The 15,114-nt window shown below is 69.0% G+C and carries 10 protein-coding genes and 1 tRNA gene; 7 read left to right on the forward strand and 4 right to left on the reverse strand.

The window, feature by feature from the left end:
• Positions 1–76: 76 nt before the first annotated feature.
• The gene (locus E3O23_RS14025; protein WP_134491996.1) at positions 77–1,561 is read left to right on the forward strand and encodes an amino acid permease; all 1,485 of its coding nucleotides are present in this window, start codon (positions 77–79) and stop codon (positions 1,559–1,561) included.
• A gap of 90 nt (positions 1,562–1,651) precedes the next feature.
• Here the strand turns inward: E3O23_RS14025 and E3O23_RS14030 are convergent, their stop codons facing one another.
• Positions 1,652–2,878 (reverse strand): PucR family transcriptional regulator, encoded by a 1,227-nt coding sequence (locus tag E3O23_RS14030; RefSeq protein WP_134491998.1) that lies wholly within the window; start codon positions 2,876–2,878, stop codon positions 1,652–1,654.
• 263 nt (positions 2,879–3,141) lie between these two features.
• On the opposite strand from E3O23_RS14030, the gene ald reads away from it, so the two are divergent.
• The 3 genes from ald (at position 3,142) to E3O23_RS14045 (ending at position 9,335) form a co-directional block, all read left to right on the forward strand.
• Entirely contained in the window at positions 3,142–4,260 is a 1,119-nt protein-coding gene (ald, locus tag E3O23_RS14035; RefSeq protein ID WP_134492000.1) for an alanine dehydrogenase, read from the forward strand.
• A 179-nt stretch (positions 4,261–4,439) separates the two neighbouring features.
• Positions 4,440–6,971: an HAD-IC family P-type ATPase gene (locus E3O23_RS14040; protein WP_134492002.1), complete on the forward strand. Its 2,532-nt coding sequence runs from the start codon at positions 4,440–4,442 to the stop codon at positions 6,969–6,971.
• Positions 6,972–7,100: 129 nt separating this feature from the next.
• Positions 7,101–9,335 carry an MMPL family transporter gene (locus tag E3O23_RS14045; protein ID WP_134492004.1) on the forward strand — a complete coding sequence of 745 codons (2,235 nt, stop codon included), beginning with the start codon at positions 7,101–7,103 and terminating at the stop codon, positions 9,333–9,335.
• A 17-nt stretch (positions 9,336–9,352) separates the two neighbouring features.
• Here E3O23_RS14045 and E3O23_RS14050 read toward each other — a convergent pair whose 3' ends face one another.
• Complete coding sequence (locus E3O23_RS14050) at positions 9,353–9,991, reverse strand: MBL fold metallo-hydrolase (protein WP_134492006.1); 639 nt, start codon at positions 9,989–9,991, stop codon at positions 9,353–9,355.
• Between the two features lie 87 nt (positions 9,992–10,078).
• Between E3O23_RS14050 and E3O23_RS14055 the strand changes: the two genes are divergently transcribed.
• A complete protein-coding gene (locus E3O23_RS14055) occupies positions 10,079–10,981 on the forward strand; it encodes a diacylglycerol/lipid kinase family protein (RefSeq protein ID WP_134492008.1) in 903 nt (300 codons plus the stop codon).
• Between the two features lie 56 nt (positions 10,982–11,037).
• Positions 11,038–11,113, forward strand: a tRNA-Glu gene (locus tag E3O23_RS14060).
• A gap of 152 nt (positions 11,114–11,265) precedes the next feature.
• On the opposite strand, the gene E3O23_RS14065 is transcribed toward E3O23_RS14060, so the two are convergent.
• Positions 11,266–12,441, reverse strand: a complete 1,176-nt coding sequence (locus E3O23_RS14065; protein ID WP_134492010.1) for a glycine C-acetyltransferase — start codon at positions 12,439–12,441, stop codon at positions 11,266–11,268.
• A gap of 82 nt (positions 12,442–12,523) precedes the next feature.
• Complete coding sequence (gene tdh, locus E3O23_RS14070; protein WP_134492012.1) at positions 12,524–13,567, reverse strand: L-threonine 3-dehydrogenase; 1,044 nt, start codon at positions 13,565–13,567, stop codon at positions 12,524–12,526.
• 357 nt (positions 13,568–13,924) lie between these two features.
• Between tdh and E3O23_RS14075 the strand changes: the two genes are divergently transcribed.
• Positions 13,925–14,950 (forward strand): TerC family protein, encoded by a 1,026-nt coding sequence (locus E3O23_RS14075; protein ID WP_134492014.1) that lies wholly within the window; start codon positions 13,925–13,927, stop codon positions 14,948–14,950.
• Positions 14,951–15,114 lie beyond the last annotated feature (164 nt).

A 15,114-nucleotide genomic window follows, 5' to 3' on the forward strand; every position in this document is an offset into this window, starting at 1 on the left:
GTGATGGCCCCAACGCGGTTGACATGGTCGTCGTCTGCATGCGGCTTCGTTCAACTCGCGATGAGGAAGAAGCCCCATGTCAGAACGCACGACCGCGGCAGCCGGAGCCACAAGCACCGCACCCGCAGCACAGATCCGCAGCGAAGAGCCCCACCTGGCCCGCTCGCTCAGCCGCCGCCACATCCAGATGCTCGCCATCGGCGGCACCATCGGAACCGGCCTCTTCATGGGCGCAGGCAAGACCATCTCGCTCGCCGGGCCGTCGGTGATCTTCGTCTACATGATCATCGGCTTCATGCTCTTCTTCGTGATGCGCGCCATGGGCGAGATCCTGCTCTCCAACCTCAACTACAAGTCGTTCAGCGACTTCGCCGGCGACCTGCTCGGCCCGTGGGCGAGCTTCTTCACCGGCTGGTCCTACTGGGCCTTCTGGGTGGTCACCGGTGTCGCCGACATCGTCGCCATCTCCGGCTACGTCAATGTGCTCGCACCAGGGACGCCGCTCTGGATCCCCGCCCTGCTCACACCGGTCGTGCTGATCGTGCTCAACCTGCCGAGCGTCAAGGCCTTCGGCGAGGCCGAGTTCTGGTTCGCCCTGGTCAAGGTCCTCGCCATCCTGGCCCTCATCGCCACCGGCCTGGTCATGATCGCCACCCACTTCACGTCCCCCTCCGGAGCCGTTGCCGGCTTCGAGAACATCTGGAACGACGGCGGGATGTTCCCGCACGGCGTCGCCGGCTTCGTGCTCGGCTTCCAGATCGCCATCTTCGCCTTCGCCGGCATCGAGCTCGTGGGCACAGCGGCCGCCGAGACGAAGGACCCGGAGTCGAACCTGCCCCGCGCCATCAACACGATCCCGCTGCGACTGCTGCTCTTCTACGTGGGCGCCCTGGTCATCATCATGGCCGTCAACCCGTGGCGCACGATCGACCCGGGCAGCAGCCCGTTCATCGGCATGTTCACCCTGGCCGGTCTCGGCATTGCGGCGATCGTCATCAACCTGGTGGTCCTCACCTCGGCCGCGTCCAGCGCCAACTCGGGCATCTACTCGACCTCGCGCATGGTCTACGGCCTCGCCCAGGACGGCAACGCCCCGAAGAAGTTCGGCAAGCTGAGCAGTCGCATGGTTCCCCGGAACGCGCTGCTGTTCTCCTGCATCTTCCTGCTGGCCGGGCTGGTGCTGCTCTACAGCGGTGACTCCTTCATGGGCGCCTTCACGCTCGTCACCTCGGTCGCGTCCGTGCTGACGATGTTCGTCTGGTCGATCATCATGGTCAGCTACATCGCCTTCCTCCGTCGTCGCCCGCAGCTGCACGCCGCATCGAAGTACAAGATGCCCGGCGCCCGGGTCATGCCCTGGGTCGTGCTGGGCTTTTTCGCCTTCATGCTCTGGGCCCTGGGCCAGGCGGAAGACACGCGCCTGGCGCTCATCGTTGCCCCGCTGTGGTTCCTCGGACTCGGTGCCGCCTGGTACTTCAACCGCCAGGCGCCGCTGCAGCAGGCACGGATCGCGGAGTGGAAGGCCGAGGCTCGCGCCGAGAAGGCCGCGCTCGCTAACTGAAGCACCCCACCCATCGCCGAACCGTGAGTTTGGCACCTTCGTGGGGCCCGCGAAGGTGCCGAACTCACGGTTCGGCGCGCTGGAAGGCGCTCAGATGCGGGGGCGGCGGGACCAGCGATGGGCCTTCATCGCCAGGTGCAGCTCCAGCCGCACCTGGCCGGCCAGCGGATCCGCCCCGATCAGCGAGCGGATCCTGGCCAGCCGGTTGTAGATGCTGCTGCGGTGCAGATGCAGCTCGGAGGCGACCTCCTGCACGGAGCCGCCCGTGTCGTAGAGCAGCTCCAGCATCGGCAGGAGCTCCTGGTTCGCATCGAAGTCCTGCAGCTCGGCGAAGTAGACGGATTCCCCGGGGGAGAGGTTGCGGCTGCTCGCGGCGAGGAACTGGTACACGCCGATCCGCCGGTAGTCGGCGATGGAGCCCAGCCACCGGTCGACGGCGGCGGCCTGCACCGCCTTGCGGGACTGGGCATAGGCCTCGGGGAGCTTCCGCAGGTCGTGGAACACCTCGCTGACGCCCATCAGGGCGGGGCGCCGCGCGGTGCCGCCCCGCCGGGCCAGCTCGGCGCCGTACCGGCCGAGGATGTCGGCGTGGACCAGCTTGCCCGGCTGGTCCCGGAGAAGGACGACCGCGTGGGTCTCGGTCCCGGCGCTGAACCGGGCCGCGTCGATCCCGACGGTCGCCTGCAGCGCGGAGATCCTCTGCAGCAGGAGCCCGGCCGCGGGGTCGGCCGCGGCCTCGCGGACCTGGCCGCCGGCATCCGGTTGTTCCATAAGCGTGGCGAGGTGCCAGGGTCCGGTGGCGTGCACCTGCGGCCAGCCGGCGATGGCCTCCACGGCCGCCGCATCCCCGGCGCACGCCGCCAGGAACAGGGCCTCGCGCTGCCTCCGGTGTTCGGATTCGGCGGTGTTGGTGTCGAGCAGGAGCTCGGCGAGCCGGTCCAGCTGCGGACGGACGGCGGGGAGCGCGTCGAGGATCGCGGCGGGGGACTCGTCGCTGGACCCCTGCAGTGCCCAGAGGTACCCGACGCGGAAGCCGCGCACCATCAGCGGCACGCAGACCCGGCCGAGCATGCCGAGCGCCTCGTTCGCGGGAACGACGACGGGATGCACGGCGGTGGCGATGCCGTGCTGCAGCTGCCAGGCGCTGACGTCCGCGGGGACCTTCTTGCTGAGCAGGAAGTTCACCCGGACCCGGTCGGCGAGCGGCTGGTCGCGGCTGTAGGCGAGGAGCACCCCGCCCAGGTCTTCGAGCGACAGTGCGCGGTCCAGGCTGGTGGCGAGGGACTCGACCAGCTCCTCGATATCCGCGCTGTTCATGGGCTAATGCTACGGCCCGGGCGAGGCTCGCAGCGGACACGAGGCGACGATTGGCGCCCGCCGGCTCGACATTTGTCGAGTGCCCCGCGGGCGGGTTCCGCGCGTCTTCGCCGATTTCGCCGGCGCGGGGTGCTTCCGGCTCCGGTCTGCGCCCGGGGGAGCGCAGATCGTCCTTCTACGCTTGACCCTCAGTTGCACCCCTGCCGTCACGGCCGGGCTGCCAGCCCCCACACAGACAGCTTCACCGAACAACGGAGTCGGCCATGATCATTGGTGTCCCCAGGGAAATCAAAAACAACGAGTTCCGCGTGGCGATTACCGCCTCCGGAGTGCACGAGTTCCTGGCCAACGGCCACACAGTGCTCATCGAGACGGGTGCCGGCATCGGCTCGCACATCGCCGACGAGGAATACCTCGTCGCCGGCGCCGAGCTGGTCGACTCCGCCGACGAGCTGTGGGCCCGCGCCGACATGGTGATGAAGGTCAAGGAGCCGGTGGCGTCCGAGTACCCCCGCTTCCGCCAGGGCCTCATCCTCTTCACCTACCTCCACCTCGCCGCAGAGCCGGAACTCACCCAGGCCCTGATCGAAGCGGGCGTCACCGCCATCGCCTACGAGACCGTGCAGACCGCCAACCGGGCGCTGCCGCTGCTCGCCCCGATGAGCGAGGTGGCCGGTCGCCTGGCCGTCCAGGTCGGCGCGCAGTCGCTGATGGCCCCCGCCGGCGGCAAGGGTGTGCTGCTCGGCGGCGTCCCCGGGGTCCGCCCCGCTAAGGTGGTCGTGCTCGGCGCCGGCGTTGCCGGCACGAACTCCGCCGCCATGGCCCTCGGCCTCGGCGCGGATGTCACCATCCTCGACATCAACATCGACCGCCTGCGCCAGCTCGACGGCCAGTACCAGGGCCGCCTGAAGACCGTCGCGTCCAACTCCTACGAGATCGAGCTCGCGGTCACGGATGCCGACCTCGTGATCGGTTCCGTGCTCATCCCCGGTGCGAAGGCCCCGAAGCTCGTCACGAACGACCTGGTGTCGCGCATGAAGGCCGGCTCCGTGCTCGTCGACATCGCCGTCGACCAGGGTGGCTGCTTCGCCGACACGCGTCCGACGACCCACGAAGACCCCACCTACACGGTGCACAACTCGATCTTCTACTGCGTCGCCAACATGCCCGGAGCCGTGCCGAACACGTCCACCTACGCGCTGACGAACGTCACGCTCCGCTACGCGCTGGCCCTGGCCAACCTCGGTGTGAAGGTCGCCCTCGAGCGGGATGATGCCCTCGCCCTGGGCCTGAACGTCGCCGCCGGCCGCGTCACCAACCGTTCGGTGTCCGAAGCCCACGACCTGGAACTGGCCGACTGGCGCACGCTCGTCGCCGTCTGACGCCCGGCCGGGCGGCATCCGCCCGGCACGATCGGTGAAGCCCCGGCACCCGCGCGCAGCGCGCGTGCCGGGGCTTCCGTCGTTCCGCCGCCGCGGCACCCCGCCGCCGTAATGCCCGGTGCCGCCGTAATGCCCGGTGCCGTCGCATTGCCCGGTGCCGCCGTAATACACTGTGGGCCATGCGGTCCACGGGTCCACGGCAGAGGCGCACCGCGCACGCCGGGCTCGCGGGCGAACCCGCCGACGCCCGGGAGAGCCTGCCGCCCGTCGACCCGAAGAGGCTGGCGGCGACCGGACTCAGCACCATCGAGGTCGCCCTGCGCACGAACGCGGGCCTCACGAACCTCGTGCCGCTGGACACCAGCCGCAGCCTCTGGCTCATTCTGCGGGCCAACCTGCTGACCCTGTTCAACGCCGTGGTGGGGGGAAGCTTCGTGCTGCTCGTCTTCCTCGGCTACTGGCAGGATGCCCTCTTCGGCTTCTTCGTGATCGCGAACGCGCTCATCGGCGTGACCCAGGAGTACCGGGCCAAGCGCACCCTCGACCGGCTTGCCCTGCTGAGCAGTCCGAGCACCCGCGTGTTGCGGGGCGGCGTCGAGGTCGAAATTGCCCGGGGCGAGGTCGTGCTGGATGACAACCTCCTGCTCCGCGCGGGCGACCAGTTGCCGGCCGACGCGGTCATCCTGCGCGGCCAGGCCCTCGAGATTGACGAGTCGCTGCTGACCGGCGAGGCCGATCCGGTCATGGTCGCCATCGACCGGGAGGTGCTGTCCGGCTCTTTCGTGGTCGGCGGTCACGGCGCCGCCCGCGTGGTCCGGGTCGGGACGGACTCCTACGCGAACCGGATCACCGCGGAGGCCCGGCGGTTCACCCTCGTGAACTCCGAGTTGCGGAACGTGCTGAGCCGCGTGGTGCAGGTGCTCAGCTGGGCGCTCATCCCGATCAGCGCGATCGTTGTCAATGGGCAGATGCAGGCCGCGGGCGGCTGGGAAGCGGCCATCCAGAGCGGTGCCTGGCGGGAGGCCATCCTCGGCTCCGTGGCCAGCATCGTCAGCACGGTCCCCCAGGGGCTCGTGTTCATGACCAGCGTCGCCTTCGCCGTCTCCGCGGTGAAGCTGGCGAGGCGGGGGGTGCTGGTCCAGGAGCTGGCCGCCGTCGAGGGCCTGGCCCGCGTCGACATCCTCTGCTTCGACAAGACCGGCACCCTCAGCGAGGGCGGCCTGGTGCTCGACCGGGTCGTGCCCCTCGACGGCGAGAGCGAAACCGGCTGGGGACGGGCCTTGGGCTGGTTCGCCTCCGACCCGAACGCGAACGTCACCGCGAAGGCACTGGGCACGCGCTTCACCGGCGAGCCGGGGATGTCGCCCGCGCAGACCATCGGCTTCTCCTCCGCGCGCAAGTGGAGCGCGGCCAGTTTCGACGGGGGAGCCCTGGCGGGAAGCTGGGTGCTCGGGGCCCCGGACCTGCTGGCCACCAGCCCGGACGCCGGATCCGTGGCGCTGGCCGGCGAACTCGCCTCCGCGGGACTCCGCACCCTGCTGCTCACGCACAGCCCCCGTCCGCTGAGCGACGGGGAAGCGGCGGCCGAGTCGTTGCCCGCGGGCCTCCGACCCGTGGCGATCATCGCGTTCCGGGAGAAGCTCAGGCCGGATGCCGCCCAGACCCTCGACTTCTTCCGGGAGCAGGGAGTGGGCCTGCGTGTCTTCTCCGGCGACAACCCGCGCACGGTCGCGGCGGTCGCCCGGGAGGTCGGCCTCCCCGGGACGGCCTTCGACGCCCGCGACCTGCCGTCCAACCCCGACGCGCTCGCCGAGGTGCTCGACACCCATAGCGTGTTCGGTCGCGTGACCCCCGCCCACAAGAAGGACATGGTGATCGCGCTGCAGCGCGCCGGACACGTCGTCGCCATGACCGGGGACGGTATCAACGACGTGCTGGCGCTCAAGCAGGCCGACATCGGCATCGCCATGGGCAGCGGCGCCGCGACCGCGCGGGCGGTGTCCCGCCTGGTCCTGCTCGACGGACAGTTCGCCCGGCTGCCGCGGGTCCTGGCCGAAGGCCGCCAGGTCATCGCCAACATCGAACTGCTGTCGAAGGTGTTCCTCACCAAAACGGTCTACGCCATCACCTTCGCCCTGGTCTTCGGCATCCTGCTGTGGCCGTTCCCCTTCCTGCCCCGGCAACTGGCGATCGTCGACGGGCTCACCATCGGCATCCCGGCGTTGTTCCTCGCGCTCATGCCGAACACGCGCCGGTACTTGCCCGGGTTCCTGCGGCGGGCGGCGGCCGCATGCGTGCCGTTCGGGCTGTCGGTGAGCCTGGTGGTGGTCACGGTCGTCATCTACACCCGCGTGGAGGGCGGGTACAGCGCCGGCGAGACCCAGTCCGCCTCGGTGATCGCGCTGACCCTCGCGGGACTGTGGGTGCTCAACGTGCTCATGCGACCGCTGAAGGGATTCGAAGTGCTGCTGCTCGTTGCCATGCACGTCGGGCTCGTGGTGGTGTTCCTGCCGCCCCTGGGCGCCTTCCTGGCGCTGTCGGTTCCCCCGGCTCCGCTGCTGGCCGTGGCGCTGGTCGCCGCGGCGCTGGGGGCGCTTCTGATCGAGGCGGGGCACCAGGTCAACCGGCACCGGCGCACCCGGCGCGAGAGGGAAAGCGAGAGGGAAGGCGAACGGGACAGTGAGCGGGAAAGCGAACGGCCTGAGCGCTGACCGGCCACGGGAGTATTCTGGCTGCGCCACCGCCACCGCCACCGCCACCGCCACCGCCACCGCCACCGCCACCGCCACCGCCACCTCCACCTCACCGCCACCTCGCGACGACCAAAGGATCGACTGGACATGCTGCGCACCCTCGGCGTCGCCGTTGCCCGACACCGGCTGATCGCCGTGATCGTGTGGGCGGTCGTGCTGCTCGCCTGCGGCCTGACGGCCCTGGTCGGGGTGACCGGCGAGAGCCTGTTCGATCGTCTGGGCACCTCCGGGCCATCGGTTGACGGCGAGGCCGCCGAGGCGGCGCGGCTCATCGAGAGCACCGAGGGAGCGGCCACGGAATCGCTCTCGCTGCTCGTCTACGATGTCGACACGACGTCCCCCGACCTGCAGGCGACGCTGGCGGAGACCGCCGCCGACCTCGCGGCCATCGACGGCGTCACCGAGGTGGTCGACCCGCTCGCCATTCCCGCCCTGCCCGACGGATCGCCCAATCCGGCCGCCGCCCCCCTGTACGCCGAGGACGGCAAGGGCGTGCTGCTCACCGTGTCGATGGAGACGACCGACGGGGCGCTCAGCGACACGCTGTTGCGCGAGGTTCAGGACCGCCTCAACGTGGCGGCCGACGAGATCCGCGGGCAGGAGCCCGATGCCACGGCCCTGGTCGGCGGGAACCCGCTCGTCGTCGAATCCCTGGTCGGCGTGGCCGAGTCCGACCTGCAGAAGGGCGAACTGATCGCCCTGCCCATCGCGCTGGTGGTCATGCTGATCATCTTCGGCGGCTTCCTGGCGGCCGGCATCCCGCTGATCGGTGCCATCGCCTCGATCATCGGCGCCCTCGGGTCGCTCTACGCGTTCACCTACGTGATGGACATCGACATCACGACGATGAATGTCATCACGGTGATCGGCCTCGGCCTGTCCATCGACTACGGCCTGCTGATCGTGAGCCGTTTCCGCGAGGAGTTCCGCGCCCTGGTGGCCCGCACGCATGGCGACCGGCGACTGGCCAGGCTCGACCGCCATGAGCTCATGCTGGAGGCCGTCGGCGCCACCGTCGACACGGCCGGACGCACGGTGCTCTACTCCGGCCTGACCTTCGCGATCGCCACCGCCGGGCTGCTCGTCTTCGAGCCGAACGTCATCCGGGCGATCTCTGTTGGCGCCGTGTCCGTGGTGCTGATCGCGATCCTCACGGCCCTCGTGCTCGTGCCGGCCCTGCTCGGCTACTTCGGCGAACGGCTGCTGAAGCCCGGCATCCTGACGCGCGTTCCCGGCCTCGGCGGGCTCCTCAGCCGGTTCGGCGATATCGCCCCGCACGAGGGCTTCTTCTCGAAGCTCACCCGCGGCATCCAGCGCCGGCCCGTGCTGGTCTCGGTCGCCGGGATCGCGGGCCTGCTGCTGCTCGGAAGCCCGGCGCTGAGCCTGAAGGTGGCCAGCACCTCGGACGACGTCATCCCCCAGTCGTCGTCGCAGTACGAGTTCCTCACGGCGCTGGAGGACCACTTCCCGCTCGCGACGCCCGCCCCGGTGCAGCTCGTGTCCGACACCGACGAGGCCGGGGCGGAGGCATGGGCCGGGCAGGTGAGAGACGTCCCGAACGTCACCGACGTGTCGGCCCCGGCCGAAATCAACGGGTACTGGGTGTCCCGGGTGGACGTCCGGCAGCATCAGGGCTCCGATGTCGTCCGCGAGATCCGGGCGGATCGGCCCGACTTCGACCACTGGGTGGGTGGGTCGGATGCCGCCTCCGTCGACTACACGGATTCCCTGCTGCGCGGGGCGCCGTGGGCGGCCCTGATCATCGTGGTGGCCACCTTCATCCTGCTCTTCCTGATGACCGGTTCCGTGGTCATCCCGATCACGGCGCTGGTGATCAGCGTCATCTCGCTGGGGGCCGCCGTCGGTGTCCTCGTGTGGGGCTTCCAGGAGGGAAACCTGGCCGGGGTGCTGAACTTCAACGCCGACGACGTCGCCGGTGTCGACGCCCTCGTGCTGACGCTCGTGCTGACCTTCGGCTTCGGCCTGGCGATGGACTACGAGATGTTCCTGCTGTCGCGCATCAAGGAGCATTTCGAGCAGGGGGAGAGCACCCGGCTGTCGATCGAGACCGGCCTGCAGAGCTCCGGCCGGATCATCACCTCGGCCGCCCTGATCATCGTGCTCGTGTTCGCCGGTTTCGCCACCGGTGAGCTGATGCAGATGAAGGAGATCGGTGTCGCCCTGGCCGTGGCCGTGCTCCTGGATGCCACGCTCGTGCGCACCGTGCTGGTTCCGGCGGTGATGACCTCGCTGGAGAAGGTGCTCTGGTGGGCGCCCCGCTGGATGCATCCCATCCACGCCCGGTTCGGCCTGCGCGAATAGCCGGGGTGCCCGGCGGCCTACAGGTCGAGGGACTCGTTCGGTTCCAGCGGGAAGAACTCGCCGCCGCCGTGCTCGGTGACGGTCCTGATCCGGGTGTTCGAGAGGTCCTTGCCCGCCCGGGAGAGCAGCATCTCGTGGGTCGTGAAGCTGCGCCGGGGTTTCAGCGCGAGCACGTAGTCCATGGCCTCGGACATCTTCATCCACGGGGCGCCGGCCGGCACGGCGAGCGTGCCGACCTGCACGCCCTCCGGCACGGTGAAGGCGTCTCCGGCGTAGTACAGCTCGTCATTGACCAGCACTCCGACGTTGTCGATCACCGGGATGGACTCGTGGATGACCGCGTGCTTCGCCCCGAAGAAGCGCAGGGTGAAGGGGCCGGCCTCCGCCGTGTCGCCGTCGCGGACGACCGTGACGTTGTACCCGGTCGCCGCTGCCGCGACGCCGGCCGGCCCGTAGATCGGCACGTCGGGGTTCATCGCGAGGATGCGGTCCAGCTGCTCCGGGGTCCAGTGGTCGGCGTGCTCATGGGTGATCACGACGGCGGCAGCATTCGCCGTGTCGGTGAGGGCCGTCGTGAACGAGCCGGGATCGATGAAGAGCCTCCGGCCCGAGACCTCGAGGGTGAGCGCGGCGTGTTCCAGCTTGGTCAACTTCATCCCCTGAGCTAATACCCAATCCGGGGCCGGCGCAACACACTCCATTGGTGCGTCGGCAGCGGGCGTCGGATCCGCCAAACTCGAACCATGCCCCACCCCGTCCTTCGCATCGCCGTAGCCATCAACGCGTACGCGTCCTTCGGGCGACGCCGGGATGTGGGCCCGAAGGTCGTGGCTGCGCTGCTCGGGCAGGGACACGAGGTGACCGCGCTGGCAGAGGTCAACATCGAACTGCTCCGCCGCAAGGTCGTGGCCACGATCGCCGACGGCATCGACCTCCTCGTCGTGGTCGGTGGCGACGGGATGGTGAGCCTCGGCGTCAACGAACTCGCCGGCACGACCCTGCCCATCGCGATCGTCCCCTGCGGCACCGGCAACGATTTCGCCAGGGGACTCGGAATCCCCCTCGAGGACACCGGCGCGGCCATCGGTCACCTGCTGGACGCGATCGCCCGGCCGCCCCGCGCGATCGACGCGGCCCTGGTGCGGCACGGCAACCTGGACACCTGGTACGTCGGTGTGCTCTCCGCGGGCTTCGACGCCAATGTGAACGAACGGGCCAACCGGATGCGCCGCCCGAGGGGAAAGAGCCGCTACACGATCGCCATGCTCCTCGAACTGGCCGTCTTCAGGCCGATCCCCTACCGGGTCACGGTCGACGGCGCGCCCCGCGAACTCCGCGCGATGCTCATTTCCGTCGCCAACAACACGTCCATGGGCGGCGGCATGCTGATCGCCCCCGACGCGGTCATCGACGACGGGCTGCTCGACCTGTTCATCGTGAAGCCGCTGTCTCGCCTGGGCCTGCTGCGCGTGTTCCCGAAGGTATTCTCCGGAACGCATACGCACCTGCCGCAGGTGGAACTGACCCGCTGCCGGAGCGTGCGGATCGATGGCCCCGGGGTCATCGCCTATGCCGACGGGGAACGAGTCGGCCCGCTCCCGGTGCAGATCGACGTGAAGCCTGGAGCCTTATTGATCTGCGCGTAGGTGCTCGGTTTGGTTGGGCACCTTTTCGTGTGGCATACTCGGTAAGTTGCAAAAACGGCCCCATCGTTTAGCGGCCTAGGACATCGCCCTCTCACGGCGGTAACGCGGGTTCGAATCCCGCTGGGGTCACCACAAAGAAGCCCTCCCGCCACGTGCGGGAGGGCTTCTTGCGTCTCCCGCCCCGACATCCGTCGCCGCCCCATGCGCCGAACCGTGAGTTTGGCACCTTCCCGGGCCCCGGGAAGGTGCCAAACTCACAGTTCGGCGAGGGAAAGGGCGCTCTTTCAGGCGGTCTCGCGGGACGCGACGAAGGCGCGGACGCAGGCCTCGACGTCGTCACTCGTGTGGGCCGCCGAGAGCTGCACGCGGATACGCGCCTTGCCGTGCGGCACCACCGGGTAACTGAACGCGGTCACGTAGACGCCCTCGGCGAGCATCCGGTCCGCCACGCGGGCCGCGAGCGCCGCGTCGCCGAACATCACCGGGATGATCGGGTGCTCGCCCTCGAGCAGGTCGAAGCCCTCCTCGCTCATCCGGCGGCGGAACAGGGCCGCGTTCTCGCCCAGGCGTGCGCGCAGGTCCCCGCCGGCGTCGATGAGGTCGAGCGCGGCCAGGGTGCCGGCCACGACGGCCGGGGCCACGGTGTTCGAGAAGAGGTACGGCCGGGCGCGCTGGCGAAGCAGCGCGATGATCTCGGCGTGACCGCTGACGTACCCGCCGGATGCCCCGCCGAGGGCCTTGCCGAAGGTTCCGGTCGTGAAGTCCACGCGGCGCTCGACCCCGGCCAGCTCCGGCGTCCCGCGCCCGTTCTCGCCGATGAAGCCGACGGCGTGGGAGTCGTCGACCATGACCAGTGCGCCGTACTTGTCGGCCAGGTCGCAGATCTCCTGCAGCGGCGCCAGGTACCCGTCCATGGAGAACACGCCGTCGGTGACGATGAGGCGCTGCCGGGCATCCTTCGCCGCGATCAGTTGGGCCTCGAGGTCGGCCATGTCGCGGTTCTTGTAGCGGTAGCGGGCGGCCTTGCACAGCCGGATGCCGTCGATGATCGAGGCGTGGTTGAGCTCGTCGGAGATGATGGCGTCCTCGGCCGTGAACAGCGTCTCGAACACGCCGCCGTTGGCGTCGAAGCAGGAGGAGAACAGGATCGTGTCCTCGGTGCCGAGGAATTCGGAGACCCGCGCCTCGAGCGCAATGTGCAGCTCCTGCGTGCCGCAGATGAAGCGCACGCTGGCCAGGCCGAAGCCCCAGTCGTCCATGGCGTTCTGCGCGGCGGCGACGATGTCGGGGTGGTTGGCCAGGCCGAGGTAGTTGTTGGCGCAGAAGTTGAGCACCTCGGCGCCGCCGGTGCGGATGTGCGAGGACTGGGCGGAGGCGAGCTTGCGTTCGTTCTTGAACAGGCCGGCGGCGCGGATCTCGTCGAGCGAGCCTTGCAGCTGGGCCTTCATGGTGCCGTACATGGATCTCCCTGGTGGTTGTCGGAGGTAGTCGGGGTGTTCGAGACAGTCGGGGCGCCGGCCGGGGAGGCCGGCCGGGATCGGCTTAGACGGCGCTCCAGTCGAGCACGACCTTGCCGCCGGTTCCCGCGCGGGCGGCGTCGAAGCCCTCCTGCCAGCGGGCGGCCGGGAAGCGGTCGGTGATGACGGAGGAGAGGGCGTCGCGGAGCCATTCGCTGGACTGCAGCATGGCGCTCATGGCCACCCAGGTCTCGTACATCTCGCGGCCGTAGATGCCCTTGATCGTGAGCATGTGCGTGACGACCTTGGCCCAGTCGACGTCGATCGGCGCGCTCGGCAGTCCGAGCATCGCGACGCGGCCGCCGTGGTTGAGGTTGGTGATCATCTCCGGCAGCGCCCCCGGGTGGCCGGACATTTCGAAGCCGACGTCGAAGCCCTCCCGCATGCCGAGCGTGCGCTGCGCGTCGGCGATCCTGGACTGCGCCACGTTGACGGTGAGGTCGGCGCCCATCCGGCGGGCCAGGTCCAGCCGGGGCTCGGAGACATCCGTCACCACGACTAAGCGCGCGCCGACGTGGCGGGCGACGGCGGCGGCCATCAGGCCGATCGGGCCGGCGCCGGTGATCAGCACGTCCTCGCCGACCAGCGGGAAGCTGAGGGCGGTGTGCACGGCGTTGCCGAACGGGTCGAAGATCGCGCCGAGGTCAGGGTCGATGTCCTCGAGGTGAACCCAGACGTTCGATTCGGGGATGACCACGTACTCGGCGAACGCGCCGTCGCGATTGACGCCGACACTCAGGGTGCGGATGCACATCTGCCGGCGGCCGGCGCGGCAGTTGCGGCAGTTGCCGCAGACGATGTGGCCCTCGCCGGACACGCGTGCGCCGACGTGCACGTCGCGCACCTGGGAGCCGACCTCGACGACCTCGCCGTAGAACTCGTGGCCAGGGATGATCGGCGGACTGATGGTGCCGGCCGCCCAGGAGTCCCACGACTCGATGTGCAGGTCGGTGCCGCAAATCCCGGTGCGCAACACCCGGATCTTCACCTCGTCGTCGCCGGTCCGAGGTTCCGGCCGGTCGACCAGCTCGAGTCCGGGAGCTCCGGAGGGTTTGAAGAGTGCGAGCACGGATGTTGCCTTTCGTTCATCGTTGAACTGGTGGTTCGACGCGGTGCGGTTGCCGGTGTCCGGCAGCGTGGGCGCTTGTGGCGCTCCACTGAGTGTAAAGGGCGAGTGCGAAGGGCGAGGCCGGTGCGGGAGTGTGCCGGCTGCGAGCCGGGCCCTCCGGCTTCGGGTAGACTTCCCGGAGTGAAGGGGAGTATCCCTCTGGACTCGATTCGGGTCCTATGCCGTGATCGTCAATACGGGCCGCAACGCTGGGGTCCCGGGCACGGTGGCATCCGTTTTTCGGGTGCGGGAGAGACTTTCGGGTTCCGTGCTGTCATCAGCATCCCGTGCAGCATCCCACCACAGTGAAAGGCCCTCGTGGATCTCGCTCTCCCCATCTGGTTTGAAATCGGCTCGCTCGTCGTCCTGACGGCCATCCTCATCGCCGACCTGCTCATCGTCTTCAAACGGCCGCACGTCCCGTCGATCCGGGAGGCGAGCCTCTGGGTGGCCTTCTACGTCGGCCTCGCGCTGATCTTCGCGCTGCTGATGCTCGTGCTCGGCGACGCGGAGCACGCCGGACAGTTCCTCGCCGGCTGGCTCACCGAGTACAGCCTGAGCATCGACAACCTGTTCGTCTTCGTCATCATCATGGCGAGGTTCTCCGTGCCCCGGAAGTACCAGCAGGAAGCGCTGATGGTGGGCATCATCATCGCCCTGGTCCTGCGCGGTATCTTCATCCTGCTGGGCGCCCAGCTGATCGAGAACTTCAGCTGGATCTTCTACATCTTCGGCGCCTTCCTGCTCTACACCGCGGTGCGCCAGGCCTTCCAGAAGGAAGAGGACCTCGAGGAATCCGAGAGCGGCATCATCCTCTTCCTGCGCAAGCACATCCGGATTTCCCCCGACTTCGACGGGTCGAAGCTGCGCACCAGGGTCGACGGCAAGAAGATCTTCACCCCGATGCTGGTGGTCCTGCTCGCCATCGGCACGACCGACCTGATCTTCGCGCTCGACTCCATCCCGGCGATCTTCGGCATCACCACGAGCCCGTTCATCGTGTTCACGGCCAACATCTTCGCGCTGATGGGCCTGCGCCAGCTGTACTTCCTGCTCGGCGGCCTGCTCGAACGACTCGAGTACCTCAAGTACGGAATCGCGTTCATCCTGTTCTTCATCGGCGTCAAGCTCGTCCTGCACGCCCTGCACACCAACGAGCTGCCGTTCGTCAACGGCGGCGAGGGCTTCGCCTGGGCCCCGGAGATCGACACCTGGACCTCGCTCGGCGTCATCCTCGGCTCGATGGCGGTGGCGACCATCGCCAGCGTGATCAAGGCCCGCTCCGACGCCAGGAAGCGCGGCCACACCCTCGCCGAAGAGATGCCGCACTACGCCGACGAGTAATGCCGTGACAGGGGAGGGGACCGCAACTCTTGATACGGTGGGAGGCTCACGCCCCCGTCAGGGGCCGCGGGACCTGGCCTAAGGACCCGTGACGAAGACCTGGGGTAGCTGTGGTTGTGAATGGCGAGGGCGCACTACTGCTGCCCACATCGGTTGTACGGCTG

The organism is Cryobacterium tagatosivorans, from assembly GCF_004402215.1.
GTDB lineage: Bacteria > Actinomycetota > Actinomycetes > Actinomycetales > Microbacteriaceae > Cryobacterium > Cryobacterium tagatosivorans.

Excerpts from the sequence above, each read along its gene's own strand:
- E3O23_RS14050 (WP_134492006.1), bottom strand. The coding sequence starts at position 9,991 with ATGAAGTTGACCAAGCTGGAACACGCCGCGCTCACCCTCGAGGTCTCG.
- ald (WP_134492000.1), top strand. The coding sequence starts at position 3,142 with ATGATCATTGGTGTCCCCAGGGAAATCAAAAACAACGAGTTCCGCGTG.
- E3O23_RS14040 (WP_134492002.1), top strand. The coding sequence starts at position 4,440 with ATGCGGTCCACGGGTCCACGGCAGAGGCGCACCGCGCACGCCGGGCTC.
- E3O23_RS14045 (WP_134492004.1), top strand. The coding sequence starts at position 7,101 with ATGCTGCGCACCCTCGGCGTCGCCGTTGCCCGACACCGGCTGATCGCC.
- E3O23_RS14065 (WP_134492010.1), bottom strand. The coding sequence starts at position 12,441 with ATGTACGGCACCATGAAGGCCCAGCTGCAAGGCTCGCTCGACGAGATC.
- E3O23_RS14025 (WP_134491996.1), top strand. The coding sequence starts at position 77 with ATGTCAGAACGCACGACCGCGGCAGCCGGAGCCACAAGCACCGCACCC.
- E3O23_RS14030 (WP_134491998.1), bottom strand. The coding sequence starts at position 2,878 with ATGAACAGCGCGGATATCGAGGAGCTGGTCGAGTCCCTCGCCACCAGC.
- E3O23_RS14055 (WP_134492008.1), top strand. The coding sequence starts at position 10,079 with ATGCCCCACCCCGTCCTTCGCATCGCCGTAGCCATCAACGCGTACGCG.